Annotated in this window: 22 protein-coding genes, 2 tRNA genes and 3 rRNA genes; 16 read left to right on the top strand and 11 right to left on the bottom strand. The window is 62.3% G+C overall.

Going from position 1 to position 26,322, the window contains the following annotated elements:
- The first annotated feature begins 9 nt into the window (after positions 1-9).
- The 3 genes from WJ16_RS11615 to WJ16_RS11605 are packed head-to-tail and all read left to right on the top strand — an operon-like array spanning position 10 to position 2,115.
- Complete coding sequence (locus WJ16_RS11615; RefSeq protein ID WP_069257177.1) at positions 10-1,143, top strand: acyl-CoA dehydrogenase family protein; 1,134 nt, start codon at positions 10-12, stop codon at positions 1,141-1,143.
- 37 nt (positions 1,144-1,180) lie between these two features.
- Positions 1,181-1,642 (top strand): MaoC family dehydratase, encoded by a 462-nt coding sequence (locus WJ16_RS11610; RefSeq protein ID WP_069257176.1) that lies wholly within the window; start codon positions 1,181-1,183, stop codon positions 1,640-1,642.
- A complete protein-coding gene (locus WJ16_RS11605) occupies positions 1,639-2,115 on the top strand; it encodes a MaoC family dehydratase (RefSeq protein ID WP_069257175.1) in 477 nt (158 codons plus the stop codon). The genes WJ16_RS11610 and WJ16_RS11605 overlap by 4 nt, the downstream gene beginning before the upstream one ends.
- A gap of 47 nt (positions 2,116-2,162) precedes the next feature.
- On the opposite strand, the gene WJ16_RS11600 is transcribed toward WJ16_RS11605, so the two are convergent.
- Together WJ16_RS11600 and WJ16_RS11590 are read right to left on the bottom strand one after the other, a co-directional pair.
- Positions 2,163-2,855 carry a glutathione binding-like protein gene (locus tag WJ16_RS11600; protein ID WP_069258039.1) on the bottom strand — a complete coding sequence of 231 codons (693 nt, stop codon included), beginning with the start codon at positions 2,853-2,855 and terminating at the stop codon, positions 2,163-2,165.
- A 245-nt stretch (positions 2,856-3,100) separates the two neighbouring features.
- Positions 3,101-3,892 (bottom strand): oxepin-CoA hydrolase, alternative type, encoded by a 792-nt coding sequence (locus tag WJ16_RS11590; RefSeq protein ID WP_069257173.1) that lies wholly within the window; start codon positions 3,890-3,892, stop codon positions 3,101-3,103.
- A 205-nt stretch (positions 3,893-4,097) separates the two neighbouring features.
- On the opposite strand from WJ16_RS11590, the gene WJ16_RS11585 reads away from it, so the two are divergent.
- Positions 4,098-4,754: a glutathione S-transferase family protein gene (locus tag WJ16_RS11585; protein ID WP_069258038.1), complete on the top strand. Its 657-nt coding sequence runs from the start codon at positions 4,098-4,100 to the stop codon at positions 4,752-4,754.
- 42 nt (positions 4,755-4,796) lie between these two features.
- Here WJ16_RS11585 and WJ16_RS11580 read toward each other — a convergent pair whose 3' ends face one another.
- Both WJ16_RS11580 and WJ16_RS11575 read right to left on the bottom strand, forming a co-directional pair.
- A complete protein-coding gene (locus WJ16_RS11580; protein WP_236858212.1) occupies positions 4,797-5,912 on the bottom strand; it encodes a pyridoxal phosphate-dependent aminotransferase in 1,116 nt (371 codons plus the stop codon).
- A gap of 90 nt (positions 5,913-6,002) precedes the next feature.
- Positions 6,003-6,482: a putative toxin-antitoxin system toxin component, PIN family gene (locus WJ16_RS11575; RefSeq protein ID WP_069257171.1), complete on the bottom strand. Its 480-nt coding sequence runs from the start codon at positions 6,480-6,482 to the stop codon at positions 6,003-6,005.
- A 57-nt stretch (positions 6,483-6,539) separates the two neighbouring features.
- Between WJ16_RS11575 and yaaA the strand changes: the two genes are divergently transcribed.
- The gene (gene yaaA / locus WJ16_RS11570; RefSeq protein ID WP_069257170.1) at positions 6,540-7,322 is read left to right on the top strand and encodes a peroxide stress protein YaaA; all 783 of its coding nucleotides are present in this window, start codon (positions 6,540-6,542) and stop codon (positions 7,320-7,322) included.
- An 88-nt stretch (positions 7,323-7,410) separates the two neighbouring features.
- Positions 7,411-8,565: a M14 family metallopeptidase gene (locus tag WJ16_RS11565; RefSeq protein WP_069257169.1), complete on the top strand. Its 1,155-nt coding sequence runs from the start codon at positions 7,411-7,413 to the stop codon at positions 8,563-8,565.
- 82 nt (positions 8,566-8,647) lie between these two features.
- Here WJ16_RS11565 and WJ16_RS11560 read toward each other — a convergent pair whose 3' ends face one another.
- From WJ16_RS11560 to WJ16_RS11545, 4 genes are all read right to left on the bottom strand, one after another.
- On the bottom strand, positions 8,648-9,304 hold the full coding sequence (locus tag WJ16_RS11560; protein ID WP_069257168.1) for a BspC domain-containing protein: 657 nt from the start codon (positions 9,302-9,304) through the stop codon (positions 8,648-8,650).
- A gap of 139 nt (positions 9,305-9,443) precedes the next feature.
- Entirely contained in the window at positions 9,444-10,118 is a 675-nt protein-coding gene (locus WJ16_RS11555; protein ID WP_069257167.1) for an energy-coupling factor ABC transporter permease, read from the bottom strand.
- A gap of 75 nt (positions 10,119-10,193) precedes the next feature.
- The gene (locus tag WJ16_RS11550; protein WP_069257166.1) at positions 10,194-11,030 is read right to left on the bottom strand and encodes a response regulator transcription factor; all 837 of its coding nucleotides are present in this window, start codon (positions 11,028-11,030) and stop codon (positions 10,194-10,196) included.
- 211 nt (positions 11,031-11,241) lie between these two features.
- Complete coding sequence (locus WJ16_RS11545) at positions 11,242-12,459, bottom strand: DUF2863 family protein (protein WP_069257165.1); 1,218 nt, start codon at positions 12,457-12,459, stop codon at positions 11,242-11,244.
- Between the two features lie 567 nt (positions 12,460-13,026).
- Here WJ16_RS11545 and WJ16_RS11540 point away from each other — a divergent pair.
- The 8 genes from WJ16_RS11540 (at position 13,027) to WJ16_RS11510 (ending at position 19,731) form a co-directional block, all read left to right on the top strand.
- Positions 13,027-14,559, top strand: a 16S ribosomal RNA gene (locus tag WJ16_RS11540).
- A gap of 63 nt (positions 14,560-14,622) precedes the next feature.
- Positions 14,623-14,699, top strand: a tRNA-Ile gene (locus tag WJ16_RS11535).
- Positions 14,700-14,735: 36 nt separating this feature from the next.
- Positions 14,736-14,811 (top strand) — tRNA-Ala (locus tag WJ16_RS11530).
- 290 nt (positions 14,812-15,101) lie between these two features.
- Positions 15,102-17,983 (top strand): 23S ribosomal RNA (locus WJ16_RS11525).
- Positions 17,984-18,116: 133 nt separating this feature from the next.
- A 5S ribosomal RNA gene (gene rrf / locus WJ16_RS11520) occupies positions 18,117-18,229 on the top strand.
- Together the 16S, 23S and 5S rRNA genes with 2 tRNA genes alongside form the textbook arrangement of a ribosomal RNA operon.
- A gap of 252 nt (positions 18,230-18,481) precedes the next feature.
- Positions 18,482-18,886 (top strand): Cu(I)-responsive transcriptional regulator, encoded by a 405-nt coding sequence (gene cueR, locus WJ16_RS11515; protein WP_069257164.1) that lies wholly within the window; start codon positions 18,482-18,484, stop codon positions 18,884-18,886.
- A gap of 215 nt (positions 18,887-19,101) precedes the next feature.
- Positions 19,102-19,248, top strand: a complete 147-nt coding sequence (locus WJ16_RS33160) for a DUF3563 family protein (protein ID WP_006478295.1) — start codon at positions 19,102-19,104, stop codon at positions 19,246-19,248.
- A gap of 147 nt (positions 19,249-19,395) precedes the next feature.
- A complete protein-coding gene (locus tag WJ16_RS11510; protein ID WP_069258037.1) occupies positions 19,396-19,731 on the top strand; it encodes a hypothetical protein in 336 nt (111 codons plus the stop codon).
- Between the two features lie 15 nt (positions 19,732-19,746).
- Here WJ16_RS11510 and WJ16_RS11505 read toward each other — a convergent pair whose 3' ends face one another.
- Positions 19,747-20,592, bottom strand: a complete 846-nt coding sequence (locus tag WJ16_RS11505; protein ID WP_069257163.1) for a 23S rRNA (adenine(2030)-N(6))-methyltransferase RlmJ — start codon at positions 20,590-20,592, stop codon at positions 19,747-19,749.
- Between the two features lie 112 nt (positions 20,593-20,704).
- Entirely contained in the window at positions 20,705-21,676 is a 972-nt protein-coding gene (locus WJ16_RS11500) for a potassium channel beta subunit family protein (protein WP_069257162.1), read from the bottom strand.
- A gap of 164 nt (positions 21,677-21,840) precedes the next feature.
- On the opposite strand from WJ16_RS11500, the gene WJ16_RS11495 reads away from it, so the two are divergent.
- Complete coding sequence (locus WJ16_RS11495) at positions 21,841-22,629, top strand: 3-hydroxybutyrate dehydrogenase (protein WP_069257161.1); 789 nt, start codon at positions 21,841-21,843, stop codon at positions 22,627-22,629.
- Between the two features lie 117 nt (positions 22,630-22,746).
- Here WJ16_RS11495 and WJ16_RS11490 read toward each other — a convergent pair whose 3' ends face one another.
- Positions 22,747-23,946, bottom strand: coding sequence for an amino acid aminotransferase (locus WJ16_RS11490; RefSeq protein WP_069257160.1), 1,200 nt, complete (start codon positions 23,944-23,946; stop codon positions 22,747-22,749).
- Between the two features lie 265 nt (positions 23,947-24,211).
- Between WJ16_RS11490 and uvrB the strand changes: the two genes are divergently transcribed.
- Entirely contained in the window at positions 24,212-26,302 is a 2,091-nt protein-coding gene (gene uvrB, locus WJ16_RS11485; RefSeq protein WP_069257159.1) for an excinuclease ABC subunit UvrB, read from the top strand.
- Positions 26,303-26,322 lie beyond the last annotated feature (20 nt).

The raw sequence follows: 26,322 nt of genomic DNA, 5'->3' as shown, positions 1-26,322 counted from the left end.
GAGACAACCATGGATTTCAGCTTTACCGATGAGCAGCAGCAGTTCGCCGACGCGCTGCGCCGTTATCTCGGCGAGCAATACGGCTTCGAAGCGCGCCAGGCGATCGTGCGCAGCGACGCGGGCGTGTCCGCCACGCAATGGAGCGCGTTCGCCGAACTGGGGTTGACCGCGCTGCCCGTGCCGGACGCACAGGGCGGCTTCGGTGGCGGCCCGGTCGACATGCTGGTCGTGATGCAGGAGCTCGGCCGCGCGCTCGTGATCGAGCCGTACTGGGCCACGGCGGTCGGCGTCGAGGCGCTGCGCATCGCCGGCTCCGGCGCGGGCGACGATGCGGCGCTGCTGGAGGCGATCGCGCAGGGGCACAAACGTGTGGCGGTCGCGTTCCACGAGCCGCACGCGCGCTACGACCTGTTCGAACTCGATACGCATGCGCGCGAGCAGGGCGGCACGTACCGGCTGACCGGCACGAAGTCGGTCGTTCAGCACGGCGCGCAGGCGGATGCGTGGATCGTGCCCGCGCGCGTCGACGGCGGCGGCATTGGCCTGTTCGTCGTCGAACGGGATGCCGCGAACGCGAAGGTGGCCGACTACCGGACGATCGACGGCCAGCGTGCCGCGACGATCGGATTCGATGAAACGCCGGCGCGGCTGCTGACGGGTGGCGCGCGCGATGCGGCGGCGCTCGAGCAGGTCGCCGATTACGCGACGTTCCTGCTGTGCGCGGAAGCGGTCGGCGTGCTCGACGAACTCAACCGCGCGACGGTCGAATACACGAAGACGCGCGAACAGTTCGGCGTGCCGATCGCGCGGTTCCAGGCGCTGCAGCACCGGATGGTCGACATGCTGATCCATGCCGAACAGGCGCGTTCGCTGACCTACCTCGCAGCCGTACGCTACGCGAGCGGCGATGCCGATGCGCGGCGCAAGGCCGTGTCGGCCGCGAAAGCGCGCGTCGGCGCCGCCGCGCGCTTCGTCGGCCAGCAGGCCATTCAACTGCACGGCGGCATGGGCGTGACCAACGAGGTTGCCGCCGCGCACCTGTTCAAGCGGTTGACGATCATCGAGACGACGCTCGGCGACACCGATCATCATCTTGCCCGCATCGCGGCGCTGCCCGATTTCGCGCAGGCCGACGCGGCATGACGGCGACGCGCGAGCGCGCCTGACAAGGAGACACACAGTGGGCATCAGTTACGAAGACCTGGTGGTGGGCAGCACCACCGAAATCGGCCGCTACACGTTCGAGCCCGACGACATCAAGGCGTTCGCGCAACGCTACGACCCGCAGCCGTTCCATCTCGACGAAGAAGCCGGCAAGGCATCGCATTTCGGCGGGCTCGTCGCGAGCGGCTGGCATACGTGTTCGGTGTTCATGGGCCTGCTCATCAAGAAGCTCGGCCGGGACTCGACCAGCATGGGTTCGCCGGGCATCGACTCGATCCGCTGGCTCAAGCCGGTGCGCGCCGGCGATACGATCACGATGTATCAGAAGGTGCACGACAAGCGCGTGTCGGAGAGCAAGCCCGACCGCGGCATCGTGTCGACGGAGTGGGTCGGCGTGAACGGCGCCGGCGAGACGGTGATCACCGTGCATACCAAGGTGATCTTCGGGCTGCGCGATCCGGGAGGCACGCACGCATGACCGACGTGACGTTGCCGCTGATCGCATCGGCCCAGGCGCTGCAGGCGCGGGTCGGCGCGGAGCCGCTCGCGAGCGGCTGGATCGTGATCGACCAGCGTCGTGTCGACGGCTTCGCCGACGCGACCGGCGATCGTCAATGGATTCACGTCGATCCCGAACGCGCGCGGCGCGAGTCGCCGTTCGGCGGCCCGATCGCGCACGGGTTCTTGACGCTGTCGCTGATTCCGGCGTTGATGGACGACGCGATGCGGGTCGAGCAGAAGATGGGCGTGAACTACGGGCTGAACCGCGTACGGTTCCTGAAGCCGGTGCCGGTCGGCGCGCGCGTGCGTGCGCTGTTCGCGGTAAAGGAAACCGCCGAGGCCGCACGGGGCGGTGTGCAGGTGACGTGGTCGGTGACGATGCAGGTCGAGGGGCCCGATGCGCCGGTGCCGGTCTGTGCGGCGGAATTCATCACGCTGCATTACTTCTGACGCGGGGAGCGGCATGCACGGATGCCGCTCCGCCCGTCACGTGCGCGTCAGTGCTTCGTGTATTGCGTCGCGCCGAACAGCACCTCGCGCGCCTTGTCGTCCTGCAGCGCCTTGCGCATCGATGCGAGCACTTCGACGCCGCGCTGCACGGCCGGTCGCGCGGCGATCGCGTCGTACCAGCGCTTCACGTTCGGCAATTCGTCGAGCACGATGCCCTGGTTCTGCCACGAACGCGTCCACGGGAACGTCGCGATGTCGGCGATCGTGTACGCGTCGCCGGCGAGATATTCGGATTCGCCGAGACGCTTGTCCATCACGTTGTACAGGCGCTTCGCCTCGTTCGTGTAGCGGTTGACCGCATACTCGATCTTCTCCGGCGCATACAGGCGGAAATGATGCGCCTGCCCGAGCATCGGGCCGACACCGCCCATCTGGAACATCAGCCATTCGAGCGTCGCATAGCGTGCGGCCGGATCGGTCGGCAGGAACTTGCCGGTCTTCTCCGCAAGATAGATCAGGATCGCACCCGATTCGAACAGCGAGATCGGCTGGCCGCCGGGGCCGTCCGGGTCGACGATCGCGGGGATCTTGTTGTTCGGGCTGATCTTCAGGAATTCCGGCTTGAACTGGTCGCCCGCGCCGATATCGACCGGATGGACGCGATAGGCGAGGCCCGTTTCCTCGAGCATGATGTGCACCTTGTGGCCGTTCGGGGTCGCCCAGCTATAGACGTCGATCATCGTGAACTCCTTCGTTGCATGCGCGAAAACGGCGCCCGCAGCGCCGCGACAGGCGGTCATTAGAGCATGGATCGACGCGGTTCGCTGGCGACCGAAACGTGCGTGCCGACGCCGGTGCGCGAGTGTGTGCGTGTCGGGTCGCGGGGCGTCGGGAGCGATCTCGAGTCGTCGGGATCGGAAGCGTCGCCGTGCAGCATCGGGGCGCTGCGATGGCGACGCGTCGATTCGACGGCAGGCGCGGCGGATCAGCGCTTGTAGCGGGCCGGGCGTTTCTCGAGAAAGGCGGTGATGCCTTCGAGCGCGTCCGCATGATGCAGCGATGCGACGAAGTGATCGCGCTCGGTGCCGAGATGCGCGTCGAGCGGTTGCATCGTCGCGTCGTCGAGCAGCGATTTGATGCGCGCGAGTGCGTTCGGCGAGATGCCGGCGAGCGCATCGGCCCATGCCAGCGCGTCGGTGAGCGCTGCGCCGGGCGCGGCGAGCCGGTTGACGACGCCGAGCGCGTGCAGACGTTCGGCCGCGACGGGTTTGCCTTCGAACAGGATCTCGGCCGCGATCGGACGTGGCAGCGCGCGCGCGATGAACCACGAACCGCCGCCATCGGGCGTCAGGCCGACACGCGCATACGACATCACGAACTTCGCATCGTGCGCGGCGACGATCAGGTCGCATGCGAGCGCGAGCGAGAAACCCGCGCCGGCCGCGGCGCCTTCGACCGCTGCGATCACCGGCTTCGTCGACGCGTGGATCGCCGTCACCCACGCGGCAAGCTGATCGATGCTGTCGGCCTGGTAGGACGGATCCTTCGAGCGGTTGTCGAGCAGCCGGTTCAGGTTGCCGCCCGCGCAGAAGAAGCGATCGGCGCCGGTAAGCACGACCGCGCGAATCCCGGGATCGCGTTCGGCGGTGGCGAGCGCTTCGACGCCGGCCGCATACATGTCGGGGTGCAGCGCGTTGCGTGCGCCGGGATTGGATAGCGTGAGGACGAGCGTCGATTCGCTCTCGGGCGGACGCGAGGCCAGCAGTTCAGCACTCATGCGAGCGTGTCTCCATCGGATGGCGGGGCTGCGGCACCGTGCGGGTTGCGCGTACTGATGCGACCGACGCCGCAGCGGATGTAATGTTGTCGTGACGAACGAACGCAAAACTTGCTTTAGACTAGCACGAACGTGCTTTTCAGCACGACGAATCCCGATGCGGCCGGTATCGTTGCGGCCGCGCTTCAGCAAGGAAGGAGACCCGATGCTACAGCTGTGCGGTATTCCGTTGTCCAACTACTACAACAAGGTGAAGTTCGTCCTGCTCGAATACGATATTCCGTTCGAGGAGTCGGTGTGCGGTTTGCCGATCAGCGATCCGGCGCATCTCGCCGATTCGCCGCTCGGCAAGATTCCGTTCCTGAAGACCGAAGAAGGCGCGCTGTTCGAGTCGCAGGTGATCATCGAGTACCTGGCGGCGCGCTATCCGGAGAAGGGGATTTTCCCGGCGAGCCCGTTCGCGGCCGCGAAGGTGCGCGAACTGGTCGAGACGCTCGAGCTGTATCTCGAATGGACGGCGCGCGAGGTCTATACGGAGGCGTTTTTCGGCGGCAAGGTCAGCGATGGGACGAAGGCGCACGTCGAGAAGCGCCTGCCGCGCGCGATCGATGCATTCAAGCGGATGACGCAGTTTTCGCCGTATGTGCTCGGCGCGTCGTTCGGCCTGGCGGACATCGCCGCCTCGGTCCATCTGCCGGTCGTCGGCATGGCGACGAAAGCCCTATTCGGACACGATTTCTTGCTCGACGCAGGCATCGACTGGAAAGCCCATGCAAAACAGGTGGGCGAGCGGCCCGCCGCGCAGCGCGTGGCGGCCGAGCGCAAGGCGTATGTCGAAGCGACGAGCGCCGCGCGTTCGTAAGCGCAACTCCCGCGGGGCGGCGTGTAGCCGCCCGTGCGGGGCTTACAGGCGGGCGAGCCGTTCGAGCGCGGATGCGAGCGTACTTTCCCGCTTCGCGAAGCAGAATCGGACGACGCCCGATTCGTGCGGCGCGTGATAGAACGCCGATACCGGAATGGCGGCCACGCCGATCTCCGACGTGAGCCACTTCGAGAATTCGGCTTCGGGCAGGTCGCTGATCGCCGAATAATCGACGCACTGGAAGTACGTGCCCGTGCAGGGCAGCAGCTTGAAGCGCGTGCCCGCGAGGCCGGCGCGGAAGAAGTCGCGCTTCTTCTGGTAGAAGTCGGCAAGCGTCAGGTACGGCGCCGGGTCGCGCAGGTAGTCGGCGAGCCCGATCTGCATCGGCGTGTTCACCGTGAACACGTTGAACTGATGGACCTTGCGGAATTCCGCGGTCAGCGCGGCAGGCGCGGCGACGTAGCCGACCTTCCAGCCCGTCACGTGATAGGTCTTGCCGAAGCTCGACACGATGAAGCTGCGCGCGGCGAGCTCCGGATAGCGCGCGACGCTCTCGTGGCGCGCGCCGTCATAGACCATGTGTTCGTAGACCTCGTCGGACAGGATCAGTACGCGGGTGCCGCGCACGATCTCCTCGAGCTTGCGCATGTCCGCCTCGCGCCACACGGTTCCTGTCGGGTTGTGCGGCGTGTTGATCAGGATCATGCGCGTTTTCGGCGTGATCGCGGCTGCCAGACGGTCGAACGGGATCGCATAGTCGGGCGCTTCCAGCGTGACGAACACCGGTTTGCCGCCCGCGAGTTCGATCGACGGCAGGTAGCTGTCGTAGGTCGGTTCGATGACGATCACTTCATCGCCCGGATGCACCGCGCACTGGATCGCCGTCAACAGCGCCTGCGTCGCACCGGCCGTGACGGTGATTTCGGTCGCCGGATCGTAACGCCGGCCGTAGACCTGCGCGATCTTGTCCGCGATCGCTTCGCGCAGCGGTGCGACCCCGGCCATCGGCGGATACTGGTTGTGCCCGTTGCGCATCGCAGCGGCAACCGCATCGACGATGCGCGGGTCGCAGTCGAAATCCGGAAAGCCCTGGCCGAGGTTCACGGCGCCTTTTTCTGCGGCAAGCGCGCTCATGACCGTGAAGATCGTCGTGCCCACGTTCGGCAGGCGCGAAGGAAAAACGGGAGTCGTTGGCATGTCTGAAGGAGCGTTCATCGATACGGTCGAAGTCGGGTGAGGTTGCGTGCGTCAGGCCGGCGTGGCGTCGAGCGCGCAGGCCTCGGCAAAGGGGGCCGGTTGCGCGATCCGGAAGCCGAAGTCGCGTGCGGTTCGCTTGGCGAGCTTGAGCAGCGCGCGGTCTTTCGACACGAGCCACTCGGCCTGCGCGGCGCGGGCGAGTTCGAGAAACTTCTGGTCGTCGCGGTCCTTGCATTTCGGCAGCGGCGGCGCGTCGGCGTCGGCGGCCGGCGGCTCGACGAGGCTCGTCAGGCGGGCGACGGTCGCGAGCGCGGCCGCCTTGTCGATCGCGCGGGACTGGAACTGCGGATAATCCAGCACGTACTCGAGTTCGGTCAGGCAGCGGGCGTCGATCACGGCGGCAAGCGTGCCGCGTTCCAGCGCGGCACGGATCGGGCGCGTGGCGGGGTCGTCGAATACGAGAATGTCGATCCAGACGTTCGAGTCGAGCACGACGCGATGCGCGGCATGCGGGGCGAGAGAGCGGGTCATTCGTTACAATCGGTGGTTTTCGTCTGACCGCAAGGCACGGCGTGCCAGCGAGCCTCTATGATAATCGTTCTCTCTCCCGCCAAATCCCTCGACTACGATACGCCCGCGCACGTCCAGTCTTACACGAAGCCTGCATTCGTCGACGACGCGTCCGAGCTGATCGACGGCCTGCGCAAGCTTTCGCCGCAGGACATCGCAACGCTGATGGATATCTCCGATCCGCTCGCGCGCCTGAATTTCCAGCGCTATGCGGACTGGTCGCCGACCTTTACGCCGGCCAACGCGAAGCAGGCCGTGCTGGCGTTCAACGGCGACGTATATGAAGGATTCGACGCCAGATCGCTGTCGTCCGCCGATCTCGACTATGCGCAGCAGCACGTGCGCGTGCTGTCGGGCCTGTACGGGCTGTTGCGTCCGCTCGACCTGCTGCAGCCGTACCGTCTCGAGATGGGTACGCGCTTCGCGAACGCGCGCGGCAAGGATCTGTACGCGTTCTGGGGCGACCGCATCACGCGGGCGCTGAACGAACAGCTCGAAACGCGCAGCGGTGCGGCGCGCGTGCTGGTCAACTGCGCGTCGACCGAATACTTCAAGTCGGTCAAGCCGAAACTGCTGGCCGCGCCCGTCATCACGCCGGTGTTCGAGGACTGGAAGGGCGGCCGCTACAAGATCATCAGCTTCCATGCGAAGCGTGCGCGCGGCCTGATGGCGCGTTTCATCGTCGAGAACCGGATTGCCGACCCGAAGGCGCTGAAGGATTTTGCACTGGAAGGCTATGCGTTCGATTCGGCTGCATCGAACGATTCCACTTACGTATATCGCCGGCGAGTCGGCGAGTGACCCTGCCGGCCGTTCACGAGACGGCCGGCGCATGCATGAGGCCGGGCCGGCGCTACACCGCCTGTTCCGGTCGCCCAAGGAGAGACAGATGGCCCTTTCGATCACCAGCAATTTCGACGCGGGCGCAATCGACGTCGTGTCATGCGACAGCCCTGACGCGATTCGTCTGCGCGTGCGGGGCGACAACCGCTCGGAATTCGCGCAATGGTTCTATTACCGCCTGACGGGCGCGCGCGGCGAGCGCTGCGTGATGACGTTCGAGAATGCTGCCGAATGTGCGTATCCGTCGGGCTGGCGCAATTACAACGCGGTGGCGAGCTATGACCGGGTCGACTGGTTCCGGGTGCCGACGACGTTCGACGGCAAGACGATGACCATCGACCATACGCCGGAATTCGACAGCATCTACTACGCGTATTTCGAACCGTACTCGGAAGAGCGTCACGCGGCATTTCTCGGCGCGGTCCAGCAGTTGCCGCAGGCGAGCGTGACCGAACTCGGCCGTACGGTCGAAGGCCGTCCGATGTCGCTGTTGACGCTCGGTACGCCGGAGACCGACGGTGCGCCGAAGAAGAAGGTGTGGATCATCGCGCGCCAGCATCCGGGCGAATCGATGGCCGAATGGTTCGTCGAGGGCCTCGTCAAGCGGCTGGCCGGATGGGGTGACTGGGCCGGCGATCCGGTCGCGCGCAAGCTGTACGACCGCGTGACGTTCCACATCGTCCCGAACATGAACCCGGACGGCAGCGTGCATGGCAACCTGCGCACCAATGCGGCAGGCGCGAACCTGAACCGCGAGTGGATGGCGCCCGATGCCGAGCGCAGCCCCGAGGTGCTGGCCGTGCGCGATGCGATTCATGCGATCGGCTGCGACATGTTCTTCGACATTCACGGCGACGAGGATCTGCCGTACGTGTTCGTTGCCGGATCGGAGATGCTGCCGAGCTTTACCGAACAGCAGGGCAAGGAGCAAACCGCGTTCATCGAAGCGTTCAAGGTCGCGAGCCCCGACTTCCAGACCGAACACGGCTATGCGGCGAGCAAGTACAAGGAAGACGCGCTCAAGCTCGCGTCGAAGTACATCGGCCATCAGTTCGGTTGCCTGTCGCTGACGCTCGAGATGCCGTTCAAGGACAACGCAAACCTGCCCGACGAGCGAGTCGGCTGGAACGGCGAGCGTAGCGCGGCGCTTGGCGCGGCGATGCTGGCGGCGATCCTGGTGCACGTCGACACGTTTGCGTAAGCCACGGGTCGCCGTATGAAAAAAGCCGGAGCATCTCAGGATGCGCCGGCTTTTTTGCTTCTGTCGATGCCGCTTCGTCGTATCAGGACTTCTTCGCGGATTTCTTCTTCACGGCCTTCTTCGGGCTGCTCGATTTTTTCGTCGCGACGGCTTTCTTGCTGCCGGTGCGGCCCGAAGCGTTTGCCTTGCCCTTGCCGCGGTGCGACTTGCCCTTGAATTTCTTCGTCGAGGACGAGGAGCGTTCGACGCGCGGCTTCAGCGGCGGAACCGGGTCGTTCCAGCTGAACGCGAGCATTTGCTGACCGACATAGCCGCATCGGAATTTCAGCGGCGTCGGGTCGCTGCCGTTGCTGTGGATGCCGAGTCCGTCGACCGTGACGATATTGTCGACCTTCACGCGCTGCTTGCCCTGGTCGAACGAGTCGTTCCACGGCGTGATCGTCGCGTTGCCGCTGTCGAATGCATTTGGCGCGAAGTCGACGTGGTCGAAGGCCGACGACGTGCTGGCGATGAAGCTGCCGTGCGCTGCACAATCGGCGGCGAGCGGATCGGCATGCATTTCGTTGACGAATTTGTTGATCAGTTCGGAGCGCTGGTCGAGCAGGTCGGCGAATGCCGGTGTCGGAAGCGCAAGTGACAGGCCTGCAATACAGGCTGCCAGCTTGCCGAGCGCCCGGATAATCCGGAGCGACGCAGGAGAGCTGTCCATCTGGTTATTGGTGAGGAGCGAATGAGACATCGGGCACATATAGATGCCCGATGAAGAACCGGAGTTCAATCTTAGCGTAAAAAAGTCGCCCGGCAGTAGACGCCGCATTCTGCCGTACTGCCTGAGCGGCCGCCGGCACGGGATGACGGCGCCGCCGCAAGAAGGCCATTCAGGCGCGCGGGCCGCCGAGGCGATAGCGCCGGACGTCGAAGGTCGTCACCCATGCGGGACGATAGACGGCGATGAGTGCCGTCGCCATCCCGGTGAACCACGCTTCGCCGAGAGCGAGCAGTGCGGTGTTCAGCAGATAGCCGGCGGGAATCACGACGGGAACGCCATCCGCGAGCGCGAGCTGGACACCGGCCGCGGCGGCTGCGACAGCGAGGATTGCGATGGCGGGCGACAGGAATCCCTGGCCGGTGATGAACGACGCGAGATTGTGCGGCAACCATGCAAGCGCAGCGCGCTGCAGCAATGCAGACACGCCGACCGGCAGCGCGCCGTAGACCAGATAGGTCAGGCCGATGCCCTGCCAGGGCGCGTCGAAGATGATCGCCGCAACTGCCGTGATCGCCCCCATCGCGATCAGTGCGAGGGTCCAGTCGAACAGTGTGACGAGCAGCGTCGCGCCGAGCAGGTGCATGACGATGCCATCTTCGAGCCACGCATTCGACGCCCAGAGGACGGCAATGGCGGTGACGAGCGCGAGCCACACGTGCTGGAGCGTGGCGTCCTGCAGGCGTACGAAGGGACGATTCCAGATCGCGAGCGCGAGCAGGGCCACGGCGGCGATCCAGCCGCCGATGCCAACCCAGAGCGGAAGCGGTGTGAAAAGAAAACCCATGCGTCCATATTACTCGTTGAGCATGAAAGGTGGGAATCCGCACACGCCGACCGTCGCAATATCGAGACTGTTTGCCTAGCGTTCGCGCCGGAACCGCGCCGGCGGCTCGGCGGCGACCGGCAGGTCCTGCGCGCCGTCGATCGAGGCCGGCAACGGGTACGGACGATCGTTCCGTTGCGCACGCAGCGGAACCGGGCCGCGTTCGCCGATGGTGGGCTTGCGCAGGCGGTTGCGGTTCGCCAGCAGCATCTCGAGATGGGGCGACAGCCAGCCGTTGTAGATCGCGACCGCGGCGGCGCGGTTGGTGGCGCCGAGCTGCTGGAAGATGCTGGCGAGGTGGATCTTCACGGTGCCTTCGCTGATGCCGAGCGTACGGGCGATCATCTTGTTGGTGCTGCCCATGTGGACGAAGCGCATGATCTGCGCTTGCCGCGGCGACAGGAGACTGCCCAGCGGTCGGCGGGGAAGGGTTTCGGCGAGCGTCTGGAAATGGGCATCGTAGCGCGCCGCAGCAGTGGATGGCAGCAGACGGAGCGCGATCGGCGGGATGTAGTGCCCGCCCAGCAACACGATTTCGAGCGCCCGCACGATCAGGTGCGGCCGCGTGGAATGCGGGATCACCCCCGAGACGCCGTAGTTGAAGAAGCGCTGAATGGCTTCCGGCGAGGTTTCGTCGACCAGGACGGCGACAGGTGTCGGCGAGCATGCGCTGCAGAGCGCCTGGAGTTCGCTGAGCCGGCCGACGTCGAGCCAGTCGATCGCGACCAGGTCGAAACGTTGATTGCGCAGCAGACTGCGCGCCTGGAAACTGTCGGCCGCATCGTTGACGCTGGCGTGACGGTCGATCTGTCGCAACAGGGCCTTCAGTCCGTCACGCCGCTCGGCGTCTGAATTGAGCATCAGGAACCGCATATTCAACCTCCATCATGTGAGCCATTGATCTGCCGTCTGGCATGCGTTGGGTTTGATAATGACAAAGACCTTACACGATGTCTGCTTGTCTGAAAGGCTTAGGAAAAGTATGAAATTTCGGGCGGCTGGATGACGGGCAAGAAAAAAGCCGCTCCGGCGGGAACCGTGAGCGGCTTCGGACCGGCAGGACGTGGGGCCTGCGGTGCGGGGGTCAGTGGAAGTGCGGCTGCGCGGGTGACGCGTCTTCCGGCATTTCCGCGTGGACGATTTCGCCGAGCGGATCGGCATAGAGCGGCACGCCGCAGTCATCGCAATATTCGGGTTCGAAACGGCCCGCGTGCCGCCGGACGTCGGTTACACCGCATTCCTTCAGCAAGTTCACGATTTCTTCGAGCGGTCCTTCGATCGGTGCTTCGCCCTCGAGCGTCGCGCTGTCGGTCGACACGTCGCCGTTTTCGCGGCCGTAGAGCGGCCATACGACGCCGTAAATGACGTCGTTGCTGGCGCGTCGTGTGAAGCCGACACGGTACTCGTCGATACGTCGTTCGCCGAAGCCCGCGACCACCGCGCGCAGCTCTTGCGGTGCCGCACCAAGTGTGTCGAAAAGATAACGAATGGCCGTTCTTACCGTGTGCGGACGGATGCGTTCGTCCGCATCCCGGCAGGCCGAGTAGTACGCGTCCGGAAGCAGGCATTCGAACTCGCAGCCGGGCAGGGCGATCGACAGGTTCGGACCGCCCTGGGCCGTCCATTGCTCGAGGCACTGGCCACGTTCGATTCGGCTGCCGTTTTCTTCTTCCTGCCAGCGGAACAGCGGTGCGCCGACGGGGGCGGCGACGACGGCGAGCAGAAAGCGCGGGTCGGCCAGGATCGGCGAAGTTTCGGGCAGGTCGCCGAAGCCGAGCTTGGGCGTGTGCTGGCCGATCGCCGCATGCGCGAGTTGCTGGGCCAGTCGGTAGGTTTCGACGTGGTGTCGCGGCAGCTGGTCGATGCTGTAGAGGAACGGGGCAAGCCCGACGAGGGTGCCGTTCGCGAGGACGTGAGCCTGCAGGTGGGTTCGCAGCGCTTCGGCGACATCTCCCTTGAGCGGGCCCGACGGGATCATGTAGCGCGTCCATGCGAGAACCGGGACGGCGACCAGCAGCGCATCGAACGGTTGGCCGTCGTGCTCGATCACCATCGACTCGCTGTGCGTCTCGGCCATGTCGGCGAGCGCGCCATAGGCGTCGGGATGATTCTGCTGAAGATGGTCGAGCGCGGCGTCGAGCGTGGTCTGGTTGCCGTTGCGGACAATCTTCGCGAGTAGCGCGTCGAGCTTCGCTTCCCAGAAGCGATCCTCGATGCGGCTGCCCGAGGCGAAGAGCGCGAGCGACAGACCGACCAGTTTGTCGGCATCGGGGGGGAGGCGTTTGGCGATTCGCTGGCGCATATTAAAGACGTATATAGAAAGAGGCGAAGAACCTCACATTCTAGTCCGTTCTTTGCGCGATAAGCGGTCTCGTGCCGAGGCATGGACGGTCGGCCAAATCGCGGCTTTTGTGAAAAAGTTACGCCAACCCCTTGCGCGAATGCCGCGAGCTACCTACAATCACGCCTCTTTCGCGCGAACGGAAACGCGGCGCGGAAGAGGGAAGCAGGGTGGGTGGAGCGCTGGAGTCTGGAGCGCACGGCTGGCCTGGAAGTTGAGCCCCGCAGTCGCAACGATCTGATGTAAAAAGTTGTTGACGCGCTGCGAAACACGGTTCATAATCTCGCTTCTCTGCTGCTGAAAACGCAGCGCTGCTGAGAAACTTCAGGTTTCTCGCAGAAATGCTCTTTAAAAATTAACAGCCGATAAGTGTGGGCGCTTGATGAAAGCGAGCTGATCTTCGGATCAGATAGCGAAAGTATCAAGAGTCTCACACTAAAGTAAGTCAGGTTTATGAAGCAATTCATATTCCTGTCAGCTTTGAGTGAGCGACCGGTTCTTAACCGAACCGAAAACAGTAACAGGTTTAAACTGAAGAGTTTGATCCTGGCTCAGATTGAACGCTGGCGGCATGCCTTACACATGCAAGTCGAACGGCAGCACGGGTGCTTGCACCTGGTGGCGAGTGGCGAACGGGTGAGTAATACATCGGAACATGTCCTGTAGTGGGGGATAGCCCGGCGAAAGCCGGATTAATACCGCATACGATCTACGGATGAAAGCGGGGGACCTTCGGGCCTCGCGCTATAGGGTTGGCCGATGGCTGATTAGCTAGTTGGTGGGGTAAAGGCCTACCAAGGCGACGATCAGTAGCTGGTCTGAGAGGACGACCAGCCACACTGGGACTGAGACACGGCCCAGACTCCTACGGGAGGCAGCAGTGGGGAATTTTGGACAATGGGCGAAAGCCTGATCCAGCAATGCCGCGTGTGTGAAGAAGGCCTTCGGGTTGTAAAGCACTTTTGTCCGGAAAGAAATCCTTGGCTCTAATACAGTCGGGGGATGACGGTACCGGAAGAATAAGCACCGGCTAACTACGTGCCAGCAGCCGCGGTAATACGTAGGGTGCGAGCGTTAATCGGAATTACTGGGCGTAAAGCGTGCGCAGGCGGTTTGCTAAGACCGATGTGAAATCCCCGGGCTCAACCTGGGAACTGCATTGGTGACTGGCAGGCTAGAGTATGGCAGAGGGGGGTAGAATTCCACGTGTAGCAGTGAAATGCGTAGAGATGTGGAGGAATACCGATGGCGAAGGCAGCCCCCTGGGCCAATACTGACGCTCATGCACGAAAGCGTGGGGAGCAAACAGGATTAGATACCCTGGTAGTCCACGCCCTAAACGATGTCAACTAGTTGTTGGGGATTCATTTCCTTAGTAACGTAGCTAACGCGTGAAGTTGACCGCCTGGGGAGTACGGTCGCAAGATTAAAACTCAAAGGAATTGACGGGGACCCGCACAAGCGGTGGATGATGTGGATTAATTCGATGCAACGCGAAAAACCTTACCTACCCTTGACATGGTCGGAATCCTGCTGAGAGGCGGGAGTGCTCGAAAGAGAACCGGCGCACAGGTGCTGCATGGCTGTCGTCAGCTCGTGTCGTGAGATGTTGGGTTAAGTCCCGCAACGAGCGCAACCCTTGTCCTTAGTTGCTACGCAAGAGCACTCTAAGGAGACTGCCGGTGACAAACCGGAGGAAGGTGGGGATGACGTCAAGTCCTCATGGCCCTTATGGGTAGGGCTTCACACGTCATACAATGGTCGGAACAGAGGGTTGCCAACCCGCGAGGGGGAGCTAATCCCAGAAAACCGATCGTAGTCCGGATTGCACTCTGCAACTCGAGTGCATGAAGCTGGAATCGCTAGTAATCGCGGATCAGCATGCCGCGGTGAATACGTTCCCGGGTCTTGTACACACCGCCCGTCACACCATGGGAGTGGGTTTTACCAGAAGTGACTAGTCTAACCGCAAGGAGGACGGTCACCACGGTAGGATTCATGACTGGGGTGAAGTCGTAACAAGGTAGCCGTATCGGAAGGTGCGGCTGGATCACCTCCTTTCCAGAGCTTCTCGCAAAGTTGAGCGCTCACGCTTATCGGCTGTAAATTTAAAGACAGACTCAGGGGTCTGTAGCTCAGTCGGTTAGAGCACCGTCTTGATAAGGCGGGGGTCGTTGGTTCGAATCCAACCAGACCCACCATTGTCTGGCGGTAGTACCCTGAAGTTCTCTGTACATGGGGGCATAGCTCAGCTGGGAGAGCACCTGCTTTGCAAGCAGGGGGTCGTCGGTTCGATCCCGTCTGCCTCCACCAATCACCAACGCTAAGGGCTTGGTTCAGACATTGAACCGAGAATTTTGCATTGGCGATTGAGCCAGTCAGAGTGATACGTAGTACGTATCGGCTGTCGTTCTTTAACAATCTGGAAGAAGTAAGTAATTTGGATAGCGGAAGCGTCTTGAGATGGACGTGGAAACTATCCGGGTTGTGATTGTATCGATGTATCTCAAGATGATTCGAACTCTATGTTTGACTCAATTTGGAATACGGCACAACGCGAGAACTCAACCTGTAGCGGCTGTCGAGAGACAGACTCGTTATAGGGTCAAGCGAACAAGTGCATGTGGTGGATGCCTTGGCGATCACAGGCGATGAAGGACGCGGTAGCCTGCGAAAAGCTACGGGGAGCTGGCAAACGAGCTTTGATCCGTAGATGTCCGAATGGGGAAACCCACTCCTTTTGGAGTATCCATGGCTGAATACATAGGCCATGTGAAGCGAACGCGGTGAACTGAAACATCTAAGTAACCGCAGGAAAAGAAATCAACCGAGATTCCCAAAGTAGTGGCGAGCGAAATGGGATGAGCCTTGCACTCTTTATTTGTATTGTTAGCCGAACGCTCTGGAAAGTGCGGCCATAGCAGGTGATAGCCCTGTAGGCGAAAACAGTATGAAAGAACTAGGTGTGCGACAAGTAGGGCGGGACACGTGAAATCCTGTCTGAAGATGGGGGGACCATCCTCCAAGGCTAAATACTCGTGATCGACCGATAGTGAACCAGTACCGTGAGGGAAAGGCGAAAAGAACCCCGGGAGGGGAGTGAAATAGATCCTGAAACCGCATGCATACAAACAGTCGGAGCCTCGTAAGGGGTGACGGCGTACCTTTTGTATAATGGGTCAGCGACTTACGTTCAGTAGCAAGCTTAACCGTATAGGGCAGGCGTAGCGAAAGCGAGTCCGAATAGGGCGTTCAGTTGCTGGGCGTAGACCCGAAACCAGGTGATCTATCCATGGCCAGGATGAAGGTGCGGTAACACGTACTGGAGGTCCGAACCCACTAACGTTGAAAAGTTAGGGGATGAGCTGTGGATAGGGGTGAAAGGCTAAACAAACCTGGAAATAGCTGGTTCTCTCCGAAAACTATTTAGGTAGTGCCTCGTGTCTCACCTTCGGGGGTAGAGCACTGTCATGGTTGGGGGGTCTATTGCAGATTACCCCGCCATAGCAAACTCCGAATACCGAAGAGTGCAATCACGGGAGACAGACATCGGGTGCTAACGTCCGGTGTCAAGAGGGAAACAACCCAGACCGCCAGCTAAGGTCCCCAAATATAGCTAAGTGGGAAACGAAGTGGGAAGGCTAAAACAGTCAGGAGGTTGGCTTAGAAGCAGCCACCCTTTAAAGAAAGCGTAATAGCTCACTGATCGAGTCGTCCTGCGCGGAAGATGTAACGGGGCTAAGCTATATACCGAAGCTGCGGATGCGAGCTTTGCTCGCATGGTAGGAGAGCGTTCCGTAAGCCTGCGAAGGTGCCTTGTAAAGGGTGCTGGAGGTATCGGAAGTGCGAATGCTGACATGAGTAGCGATAAAGGGGGTGAAAGGCCCCCTCGCCGTAAGCCCAAGGTTTCCTACGCAACGTTCATCGGCGTAGGGTGAGTCGGCCCCTAAGGCGAGGCAGAAATGCGTAGCTGATGGGAAGCAGGTCAATATTCCTGCACCATTGTTAGATGCGATGGGGGGACGGATCGCGGAAGGTTGTCCGGGTGTTGGAAGTCCCGGTCGCTGCATTGGAGAAGGCACTTAGGCAAATCCGGGTGCGTAATTCAAGGGTGTGGCGCGAGCTCCTTCGGGAGCGAAGCAATTGGAAGTGGTTCCAAGAAAAGCCTCTAAGCTTCAGTCTAACGATGACCGTACCGCAAACCGACACAGGTGGGCGAGATGAGTATTCTAAGGCGCTTGAGAGAACTCGGGAGAAGGAACTCGGCAAATTGGTACCGTAACTTCGGGATAAGGTACGCCCTTGTAGCTTGACCAGCCTGCGCTGGGAGGGTGAAGGGGTTGCAATAAACTGGTGGCTGCGACTGTTTAATAAAAACACAGCACTCTGCAAACACGAAAGTGGACGTATAGGGTGTGACGCCTGCCCGGTGCCGGAAGATTAAATGATGGGGTGCAAGCTCTTGATTGAAGTCCCGGTAAACGGCGGCCGTAACTATAACGGTCCTAAGGTAGCGAAATTCCTTGTCGGGTAAGTTCCGACCTGCACGAATGGCGTAACGATGGCCACACTGTCTCCTCCCGAGACTCAGCGAAGTTGAAGTGTTTGTGATGATGCAATCTACCCGCGGCTAGACGGAAAGACCCCATGAACCTTTACTGTAGCTTTGCATTGGACTTTGAACCGATCTGTGTAGGATAGGTGGGAGGCTATGAAACCGGAACGCTAGTTTCGGTGGAGCCGTCCTTGAAATACCACCCTGGTTTGTTTGAGGTTCTAACCTTGGCCCGTGATCCGGGTCGGGGACAGTGCATGGTAGGCAGTTTGACTGGGGCGGTCTCCTCCCAAAGCGTAACGGAGGAGTACGAAGGTACGCTAGGTACGGTCGGAAATCGTGCTGATAGTGCAATGGCATAAGCGTGCTTAACTGCGAGACCGACAAGTCGAGCAGGTGCGAAAGCAGGTCATAGTGATCCGGTGGTTCTGTATGGAAGGGCCATCGCTCAACGGATAAAAGGTACTCTGGGGATAACAGGCTGATACCGCCCAAGAGTTCATATCGACGGCGGTGTTTGGCACCTCGATGTCGGCTCATCTCATCCTGGGGCTGTAGCCGGTCCCAAGGGTATGGCTGTTCGCCATTTAAAGAGGTACGTGAGCTGGGTTTAAAACGTCGTGAGACAGTTTGGTCCCTATCTGCCGTGGGCGTTGGATATTTGAAGGGGGCTGCTCCTAGTACGAGAGGACCGGAGTGGACGAACCTCTGGTGTACCGGTTGTCACGCCAGTGGCATCGCCGGGTAGCTATGTTCGGAAGAGATAACCGCTGAAAGCATCTAAGCGGGAAACTCGCCTTAAGATGAGATATCCCTGGGGACTAGATCCCCTTGAAGGGTCGTTCGAGACCAGGACGTTGATAGGTCAGGTGTGTAAGCGCAGTAATGCGTTCAGCTAACTGATACTAATTGCCCGTAAGGCTTGATCCTATAACAAGTCTGTCTCGCGCTGATTACAGCGCGTCGGACTGGTTGGATTCTCGTGTGTGATACACACAACTCAAAATTACTGCTTCTTCCCAGATTGGTTCTGTTGGCCAAGCCAGCAGAACAACCCTCTTTGCCTGATGACCATAGCGAGTCGGTCCCACCCCTTCCCATCCCGAACAGGACCGTGAAACGACTCTACGCCGATGATAGTGCGGATTCCCGTGTGAAAGTAGGTAATCGTCAGGCTCCCTAAGCCAGAAACCCCCGCCCGAAAGGCGGGGGTTTTTGCATTTGCGCGGCAGAAATGCATGCGCGAGCGAGAAGGGTGCCCATTCATCATGTCTCTCCGGCACATATGCCGGATCACTCGACTGCAATTCTGCAGTCAAACCTCACCCGGAACGAGAAACCGGGCGATTTGATACGATCGAAGTGCCATCGGCGATTGCACGCGTCGACGTGCAAGTTCGAAATCAGGGCTTGATGGAGAGAGCGGGAATGAATATCGGCGACGCGTCGCGCGAATCCGGGGTCAGCGCAAAAATGATCCGGTACTACGAACAGGTCGGCCTGCTTGCACCGAGCAAACGTACCGACGCCGGCTACCGGATCTACGGCGCGGATGAAATCCATATCCTGCGCTTCATCCGTCAGGCGCGACGCCTCGGCTTTCTCGTCGAAGACATCCGCAAGCTGCTGACGCTCTGGCAAGACCGTTCCCGGGCGAGTGCCGAAGTGAAGGCGATTGCCCTCGAGCACGTGGCCGAACTCGACAAACGCATCGCCGAACTGAGCGACATGCGCGACACGCTGGCCAATCTCGCTGCGCACTGCCATGGTGACGGGCGGCCGGAATGCCCGATTTTGGCGCGCCTGTCCGACCCCGTCGGCGAACCAAATTAGTGCGTATGCTCGAGGCCCGAAACAGGCCTCAATTCGATTTCCATAAAAATCAAAGGCTTACGCGATATCGGCGCTCGGTCATTCCGATTGGGAATGGTTGCCATGCAAGTATTTCACTAGCATCTTGGTGCGGCATCGCTATAATTCGGGATAACCCTATACGGGAAATCCCTGAATACCGATTCACCAGGGGTCCCCCTTCCTTGGAGAACGTCATGATCGCCTACATCGTCGAAAAGCTGAGCAACTGGTTTGAATCCGCAGAACGTGAACGTCGCGAGGCCTACCTGGCCACGTCGTCGGACATCGTCCAGCTCGAAAGCCGCATCCGCTCGCTGGAAACCAACGGCTACTCGCTGTAATCGGAGTCGCCGTCAGGTGCCGCGTGGTACCGAACGATAAGCAAGCCCCGTATTGACGGGGCTTTGTTTTTTTGTGCGCCGGATCTGGCGCAATCATCAGGGCAGCGCTATGGTATCGACCTGCTTTTCACCTTGAAGGACACGATCATGCGTTTGCGTCTTGATGTGCGTCGTAGTGCCCGCGCGCGTCTCGTTCTGGGCGCGGCGGTGCTTGTCCATGGACTCGCGGCCGTAGCCGCGACGTCGTCCAAACCGCTGGTTCTCGATACGCAACGGGGTATCCAGGACGGCAAGGGCGGGCTGGTGCTGCAGACCGCACCGTTGTCATCCGAGCCGATCGTCGAGCCGGCGGGCATGCGGGCTCCGGCAGGGCAGGTGCCGAACACGTCGGTTCCGCTGTTCGTCGCGCCGTATATCAATGTCCCCGCGTGGGGTGGGCAGCCGTCCAGCCCGCCGAGGCTCGCGCCGAGACTTCAGCCGTAAGGGCTCGTCGCCCGATCAGTTGCCGCGGTGCTCGATCTGGTAGCGGGCGCCGCTGTCCTGTCCGAGCTTCTCGACCAGGTAGGGCAGTGCCTCGTTCATGCTCTGCGCGAGCGTATACGGCGGATTCAGGATGAACATCCCGCTGCCGTAGAGACCCAGCCCGTCAGTCGGCGGATTCGACACCGTCAGCGTCAGATGCAGCCAGTTGTTCGGTTGCAGGCGCTTCAACTGCTCGGGAAAACGCTGCGATTCCGTCCGGGTCACCTGCGGGTACCAGACCGCATAGCAGCCCGTCGCGAAACGCTTCAGACACTCCGTCAAGCACGTGACCGTGCGCGCGTAATCCTTCTTGTCCTCATAGGACGGGTCGATCAGCACGAGCGCGCGGCGCGGCGGCGGAGGCAGCAGCGCCTTGATGCCTTCGAAACCGTCGCCTGCGAAGATCATTGCGCGTCGCCCCGCATCGCGGAAATTGTGGCGCAGCACGTCGATTTCCGTCGTGTGCATTTCGAACAGGCGCATGCGGTCCTGCTCGCGCATCGATCGCCATGCGATGTACGGGGAACCGGGGTAGAAGCGCAGTTCGCCGTCGTCGTTCAGTGCGCGGACTTCGTCGACATAGTCGCCCAGCGCTTCCGGCAAATTCTTTTCGTTCCACAGCCGGCCGATGCCGGTGTCGAATTCCGACGTCTTCGCCGCGTAGCCGTCGCGCAGCGAGTACACGCCGGCACCGGCATGCGTGTCGACGTACCAGTACGACTTGTCTTTCTTGTTCAGGTAGCGCAGCAGCTGGACGACGACGGCGTGCTTGAGCACGTCCGCGTGGTTGCCTGCGTGAAAACCGTGACGATAACTGAGCATGGCGGGCTGCCTGAAACGAAAGGTGAATCGATGAATGCGGTCGATCGTGCACGGCCGTCAGGTCGGGCGCCGATGCGGGCCGCGTATTGTACGCGAGTGGCCGCGCATCGCCTTACTCGTACGCATCGCCGACCACCTCCTCGATGCGTTGCTTCACCTCCGGCGTCAGTTTGGCGGCAACGTCGAGCGCGCGCATGTTGTCGCCGATCTGCTCGATCCGCGACGCGCCCGTGATGACCGAACTCACCCGCGGATTCGCGAGCACCCACGCGATCGCGAGCTGGGCCGTGCTGCAGCCGAGCTCGGCTGCGATTTCGCCGAGTCGTTCGACGATATCGTTGGCGGCCTGATCGGTCAGGCGCTCGCGCATCCAGTCGTAACCCTGCAACTGCGCCCGGCTGCCGGGCGGCACGCCGTTACGGTACTTGCCGGTGAGCAGGCCCGATGCCAGCGGGCTCCAGGTCGTGAGGCCGAGGCCGTAGTCGTCGTAGAGCCGCGCATATTCCTGCTCGACCCGCGTACGGTGGAACAGGTTGTACTGCGGCTGCTCGACGACCGGCTTGTGCAGGTGATGCCGTTCGGCGATCTCGCAAGCGGCACGAATTTCGTCGGCGCGCCATTCCGACGTGCCCCAGTACAGCGCCTTGCCGCGCACGATCATGTCGCTCATCGCCCAGACGGTTTCCTCGATCGGCGTGTTCGGATCGGGGCGATGGCAATAGACGAGATCGACGTAATCGAGCTGCAGCCGGCGCAGCGAGCCGTCGATCGCGTTCAACAGGTATTTACGGTTCAGCGTGTGATACTGGTTGGGTGCTTCGGCGAGCCCCCAGAAGAACTTCGTGGACACGATGTAGCTGACGCGCGGCCAGTCGAGCGACTTGAGCGCGTGACCCATGATTTCCTCGGATTTGCCGCCGGCGTACACCTCGGCATTGTCGAAGAAATTGACGCCCGCGTCGCGTGCCGCGGCGAGGCATTCGCGGGCGACCCGCTGGTCGACCTGATTGCCGTACGTCACCCATGAACCGAGCGAAAGCGCGCTGATCTGCAGGCCGGAGCGGCCTAGCCGTCGATAGTGCATGCGAATCTCCTGCGTGACGGAACCGACCTTAAGCTTAGACGTTTTGCGCGCGAACCGCGGGGCCGATCGTGCACAATGGCGGCTGGCCCGCCGCCACGATCGCGAGATGGCAGCGGAGGCGGCGGGCGCTCGTTTTATCGATCCGACAACGGGAGGAGACGGACATGGCAGCAGATCTGAACGGCAAGACCGCAGTCGTCACGGGTGCCGCGAGCGGCATCGGCAAGGAAATCGCACTCGAGCTCGCGAAAGCGGGCGCGGCCGTCGCGATCGCCGACCTGAACCAGGACGGCGCCAATGCGGTCGCCGACGAGATCGTCAAGGCCGGCGGCAAGGCGATCGGCGTCGCGATGGACGTGACCAACGAGGATGCCGTGAACAGCGGCATCGACAAGGTGGCCGCCACGTTCGGCTCGGTCGACATCCTCGTGTCGAACGCGGGCATCCAGATCGTCAACCCGATCGAGAACTACTCGTTCTCCGACTGGAAGAAGATGCAGGCGATCCACGTCGACGGCGCGTTCCTGACGACCAAGGCCGCGCTCAAGCACATGTACAAGGACGATCGCGGCGGCGTCGTGATCTACATGGGTTCGGTGCACTCGCACGAAGCGTCGCCGCTGAAGTCGGCATACGTGACGGCCAAGCACGGCCTGCTGGGTCTCGCCCGCGTGCTGGCGAAGGAAGGCGCGAAGCACAACGTGCGCTCGCACGTGGTGTGTCCGGGCTTCGTGCGCACGCCGCTGGTCGACAAGCAGATTCCGGAGCAGGCGAAGGAGCTCGGGATCAGCGAAGAGGAAGTGGTGAAGAAGGTGATGCTCGGCAATACGGTGGACGGCGTGTTCACGACGGTGCAGGACGTCGCGCAGACGGTGCTGTTCCTGTCGGCGTTCCCGAGCGCGGCGCTCACGGGCCAGTCGTTCGTCGTCAGCCACGGCTGGTTCATGCAGTGACGCGACTGCGGGCGGTGTCGCCGCCCGCTGTGCCGAACGGCAAAAAAACGCGCTCCGGGGAGCGCGTTTTTCATGTCGGCAGGGGCAGCGCCGTGATGGCGACTGCCTGGCGTCGCTTTACTTCAGGACGGCTGCGACCGCATTGGCGACTGCGTCGAGGTTGCGCGTGTTCAGCGCGGCGACGCAGATCCGGCCCGTGCCGACCGCGTAGATGCCGAACTCGTCGCGCAGGCGGTCGACTTGCGCCGAGGTCAGGCCCGAATACGAGAACATCCCGCGTTGTGCGTTGATGAAGCTGAAGTCGCGATCGACGCCGCTTGCCTTCAGGCGCTCGACGAGACCGTTGCGCATCGCGCGGATGCGATCGCGCATTTCGCCCAGTTCCTGCACCCACGCAGCGTGCAGTTCCGGCGACGCGAGCACTGCCGCGACCACGGCGCCGCCATGGGTCGGCGGGTTCGAGTAGTTCGTGCGGATCACGCGCTTCAGTTGCGACAGCACGCGCGTCGCTTCTTCCTTGCTCGACGTGATGATCGACAGTGCGCCGACGCGCTCGCCGTACAGCGAGAACGACTTCGAGAACGACGACGACACGAATGCGTTCAGGTCGGCCGCGGCGAACAGGCGCACGGCGGCGGCATCGGCCTCGATGTTCTCGCCGAAGCCCTGGTAGGCCATGTCGAGGAACGGCACGAGGTTGCGCGCCTTCACGACGTCGACGACCTGTTGCCATTGGGCTTCGGTCAGGTCCACGCCGGTGGGGTTGTGGCAGCACGCGTGCAGCACGACGACCGTGCCTGCCGCATAGCCGTTCAGCGCCGACAGCATGCCTTCGAAGTTCACGCCGTTGGTGGCGGCGTCGTAGTACGGGTAGGCAACGACTTCGAAGCCGGCTGCTTCGAACAGCGCGCGGTGGTTTTCCCAGCTCGGATCGCTGATCGCGACCTTCACGTTCGGGTTCACGGTGCGCAGGAAATCGGCGCCGATCTTCAGCGCGCCCGTGCCGCCCAGCGCCTGGGCCGTGACCACGCGACCTGCCGCGATCAGCGGCGAGTCGTTGCCGAGCAGCAGCTTCTGCACGGCCGCATCGTAAGCGGCGATCCCGTCGATCGGCAGGTAGCCGCGCGGCAGGCCGGCCTCGACACGCGCCTTCTCCGCTTCGCGAACCGCGCGCAGCAGCGGAATCTTGCCTTCTTCGTTCGTGTACACACCGACGCCGAGGTTGACCTTGGTCGGACGCGCATCGGCGTTGAAGGCTTCGTTCAGGCCCAGGATCGGGTCGCGGGGAGCAAGCTGGACAGCGGAGAAGAGCGACATGATGATTCGGCAGTAGTGAAAAGAGGGTCAGGCTTTCAACGGGCGGGGCGGGCGCGGAGCGCGCCGCGCGCGGGCAGGCACGACACCGGAAAGCGCAGCAGCCTGACATTGTAGCGAATTCGCGCTGGCCGGGGCGGCGTTTCGGCGGCGAAATTGGGCCGGGAACCGCGATCGCGGACGGCCGCCGCGCGTCAGGAGCCGACAGCAGTTCGCGACGCCGCGAAGCGCTAGAATGCTTTCTTTGCCCTCGCTCCGGCCGCATTCCATGTCCGAACATCACGCCGAAACCGGCGACGCGCTCGACGAATCGAAATTCGTGACCTTCGAAGGGTCGCCGTTCCAGCTCTACCAGCCGTATCCACCCGCAGGCGACCAGCCGACCGCCATCGACACGCTCGTCGAAGGGGTCGAGGACGGCCTGTCGTTTCAGACGCTGCTCGGCGTAACGGGCTCGGGCAAGACCTTCACGATGGCGAACACGATCGCGCGGCTCGGCCGCCCGGCCATCGTGTTCGCGCCGAACAAGACGCTCGCGGCCCAGCTTTATGCAGAGTTCCGCGAGTTCTTTCCGCGCAACGCGGTCGAGTATTTCGTCTCGTACTACGACTACTACCAGCCGGAAGCGTACGTGCCGCAGCGCGACCTGTTCATCGAGAAGGACTCGTCGATCAACGAGCACATCGAGCAGATGCGGCTGTCGGCGACGAAGAGCCTGATGGAGCGCCGCGACGTCGTGATCGTCGCGACGGTCTCGGCGATCTACGGTATCGGCAACCCGTCCGAATACCACCAGATGATCCTGACGCTGCGCACCGGCGACAAGCTCGGCCAGCGTGACGTGATCGCGCGGCTGATCGCGATGCAGTACACGCGCAACGAGCAGGATTTCCAACGTGGCACGTTCCGCGTGCGCGGCGACACGATCGACATCTTCCCGGCCGAACACGCGGAAATGGCCGTGCGTGTCGAGCTGTTCGACGACGAAGTGGAGACGCTGCACCTGTTCGACCCGCTGACGGGGCGCGTGCGGCAGAAGATTCCGCGCTTCACCGTGTATCCGTCGTCGCACTACGTGACGCCGCGCGACACCGTGATGCGCGCGGTCGAAACGATCAAGGACGAACTGCGCGAGCGGCTCGAGTTCTTTCACAGCAACGGCAAGCTCGTCGAGGCGCAGCGCCTCGAGCAGCGCACGCGCTTCGATCTCGAAATGCTGCAGGAGCTCGGCTTCTGCAAGGGCATCGAGAACTACTCGCGGCATTTCTCGGGCGCCGCGCCCGGCGATCCGCCGCCGACGCTCGTCGACTACCTGCCGCCCGATGCGCTGATGCTGCTCGACGAATCGCACGTACTGATCGGCCAGTTGAACGGCATGTACAACGGCGACCGCGCGCGCAAGGAAAACCTCGTCAATTACGGGTTCCGGCTGCCGTCGGCGCTCGACAACCGGCCGCTGAAGTTCCCCGAGTTCGAGCGCAAGATGCGCCAGGTCGTGTTCGTGTCGGCCACGCCGGCCGACTACGAGAAGCGCGTGACGGGGCAGATCGCCGAACAGGTCGTGCGGCCGACGGGGCTCGTCGACCCGGAAATCGAAGTCCGGCCGGCGAGCTCGCAGGTCGACGACGTGCTGGCCGAGATCAACGCGCGCGTGAAGGCCGAGGAGCGCGTGCTGATCACCGTGCTGACCAAACGCATGGCCGAGCAGCTCACGGAGTTTCTCGCCGATCACGGTGTCAAGGTGCGTTACCTGCACAGCGACATCGACACGGTCGAGCGCGTCGAGATCATCCGCGACCTGCGGCTCGGCACGTTCGACGTGCTGGTCGGGATCAACCTGCTGCGCGAAGGGCTCGACATTCCCGAGGTGTCGCTCGTCGCGATCCTCGACGCGGACAAGGAAGGCTTCCTGCGCGCGGAGCGCTCGCTGATCCAGACGATCGGCCGTGCCGCGCGGAACGTGAACGGCAAGGCGATCCTCTACGCGGACAACATGACCGAGTCGATGAAGCGCGCGATCGGCGAGACCGAGCGGCGCCGCGCGAAGCAGATCGCCTACAACGAGCAGATGGGCATCACGCCGCGCGGCGTGGTGAAGCGGATCAAGGACATCATCGACGGCGTCTACAACGCCGACGAGGCGCGCGCGGAGCTGAAGGAAGCGCAGGCGCGCGCGAAATTCGAGGACATGTCGGAAAAACAACTCGCGAAGGAAATCAAGCGCCTCGAGAAGCAGATGGCCGACTACGCGAAGAACCTCGAATTCGAGAAGGCCGCCGCGACCCGCGACCAGCTTGCGGTATTGCGCGAGCGCGTGTTCGGCGCGAATGTCGGCGACCACATCAGCGGCGGCCGGTAAATCTTTCCAAACGTCACAGA

It is taken from the genome of Burkholderia metallica (assembly GCF_001718555.1).
Taxonomy (GTDB): Bacteria; Pseudomonadota; Gammaproteobacteria; order Burkholderiales; family Burkholderiaceae; genus Burkholderia; species Burkholderia metallica.
This window is presented reverse-complemented; position numbering and strand designations above follow the sequence as displayed.

Coding starts and splice junctions, on each gene's coding strand:
- WJ16_RS11545 (WP_069257165.1), bottom strand. CDS start 12,459: ATGCGCCAGCGAATCGCCAAACGCCTCCCCCCCGATGCCGACAAACTG.
- WJ16_RS11560 (WP_069257168.1), bottom strand. CDS start 9,304: ATGTCTCATTCGCTCCTCACCAATAACCAGATGGACAGCTCTCCTGCG.
- uvrB (WP_069257159.1), top strand. CDS start 24,212: ATGTCCGAACATCACGCCGAAACCGGCGACGCGCTCGACGAATCGAAA.
- WJ16_RS11510 (WP_069258037.1), top strand. CDS start 19,396: ATGCGTTTGCGTCTTGATGTGCGTCGTAGTGCCCGCGCGCGTCTCGTT.
- WJ16_RS11615 (WP_069257177.1), top strand. CDS start 10: ATGGATTTCAGCTTTACCGATGAGCAGCAGCAGTTCGCCGACGCGCTG.
- WJ16_RS11550 (WP_069257166.1), bottom strand. CDS start 11,030: ATGCGGTTCCTGATGCTCAATTCAGACGCCGAGCGGCGTGACGGACTG.
- WJ16_RS11490 (WP_069257160.1), bottom strand. CDS start 23,946: ATGTCGCTCTTCTCCGCTGTCCAGCTTGCTCCCCGCGACCCGATCCTG.
- WJ16_RS11600 (WP_069258039.1), bottom strand. CDS start 2,855: ATGATCGACGTCTATAGCTGGGCGACCCCGAACGGCCACAAGGTGCAC.
- WJ16_RS11585 (WP_069258038.1), top strand. CDS start 4,098: ATGCTACAGCTGTGCGGTATTCCGTTGTCCAACTACTACAACAAGGTG.
- WJ16_RS11555 (WP_069257167.1), bottom strand. CDS start 10,118: ATGGGTTTTCTTTTCACACCGCTTCCGCTCTGGGTTGGCATCGGCGGC.
- WJ16_RS33160 (WP_006478295.1), top strand. CDS start 19,102: ATGATCGCCTACATCGTCGAAAAGCTGAGCAACTGGTTTGAATCCGCA.
- WJ16_RS11575 (WP_069257171.1), bottom strand. CDS start 6,482: ATGACCCGCTCTCTCGCCCCGCATGCCGCGCATCGCGTCGTGCTCGAC.
- yaaA (WP_069257170.1), top strand. CDS start 6,540: ATGATAATCGTTCTCTCTCCCGCCAAATCCCTCGACTACGATACGCCC.
- WJ16_RS11505 (WP_069257163.1), bottom strand. CDS start 20,592: ATGCTCAGTTATCGTCACGGTTTTCACGCAGGCAACCACGCGGACGTG.
- WJ16_RS11500 (WP_069257162.1), bottom strand. CDS start 21,676: ATGCACTATCGACGGCTAGGCCGCTCCGGCCTGCAGATCAGCGCGCTT.
- WJ16_RS11605 (WP_069257175.1), top strand. CDS start 1,639: ATGACCGACGTGACGTTGCCGCTGATCGCATCGGCCCAGGCGCTGCAG.
- WJ16_RS11495 (WP_069257161.1), top strand. CDS start 21,841: ATGGCAGCAGATCTGAACGGCAAGACCGCAGTCGTCACGGGTGCCGCG.
- WJ16_RS11590 (WP_069257173.1), bottom strand. CDS start 3,892: ATGAGTGCTGAACTGCTGGCCTCGCGTCCGCCCGAGAGCGAATCGACG.
- WJ16_RS11565 (WP_069257169.1), top strand. CDS start 7,411: ATGGCCCTTTCGATCACCAGCAATTTCGACGCGGGCGCAATCGACGTC.
- cueR (WP_069257164.1), top strand. CDS start 18,482: ATGAATATCGGCGACGCGTCGCGCGAATCCGGGGTCAGCGCAAAAATG.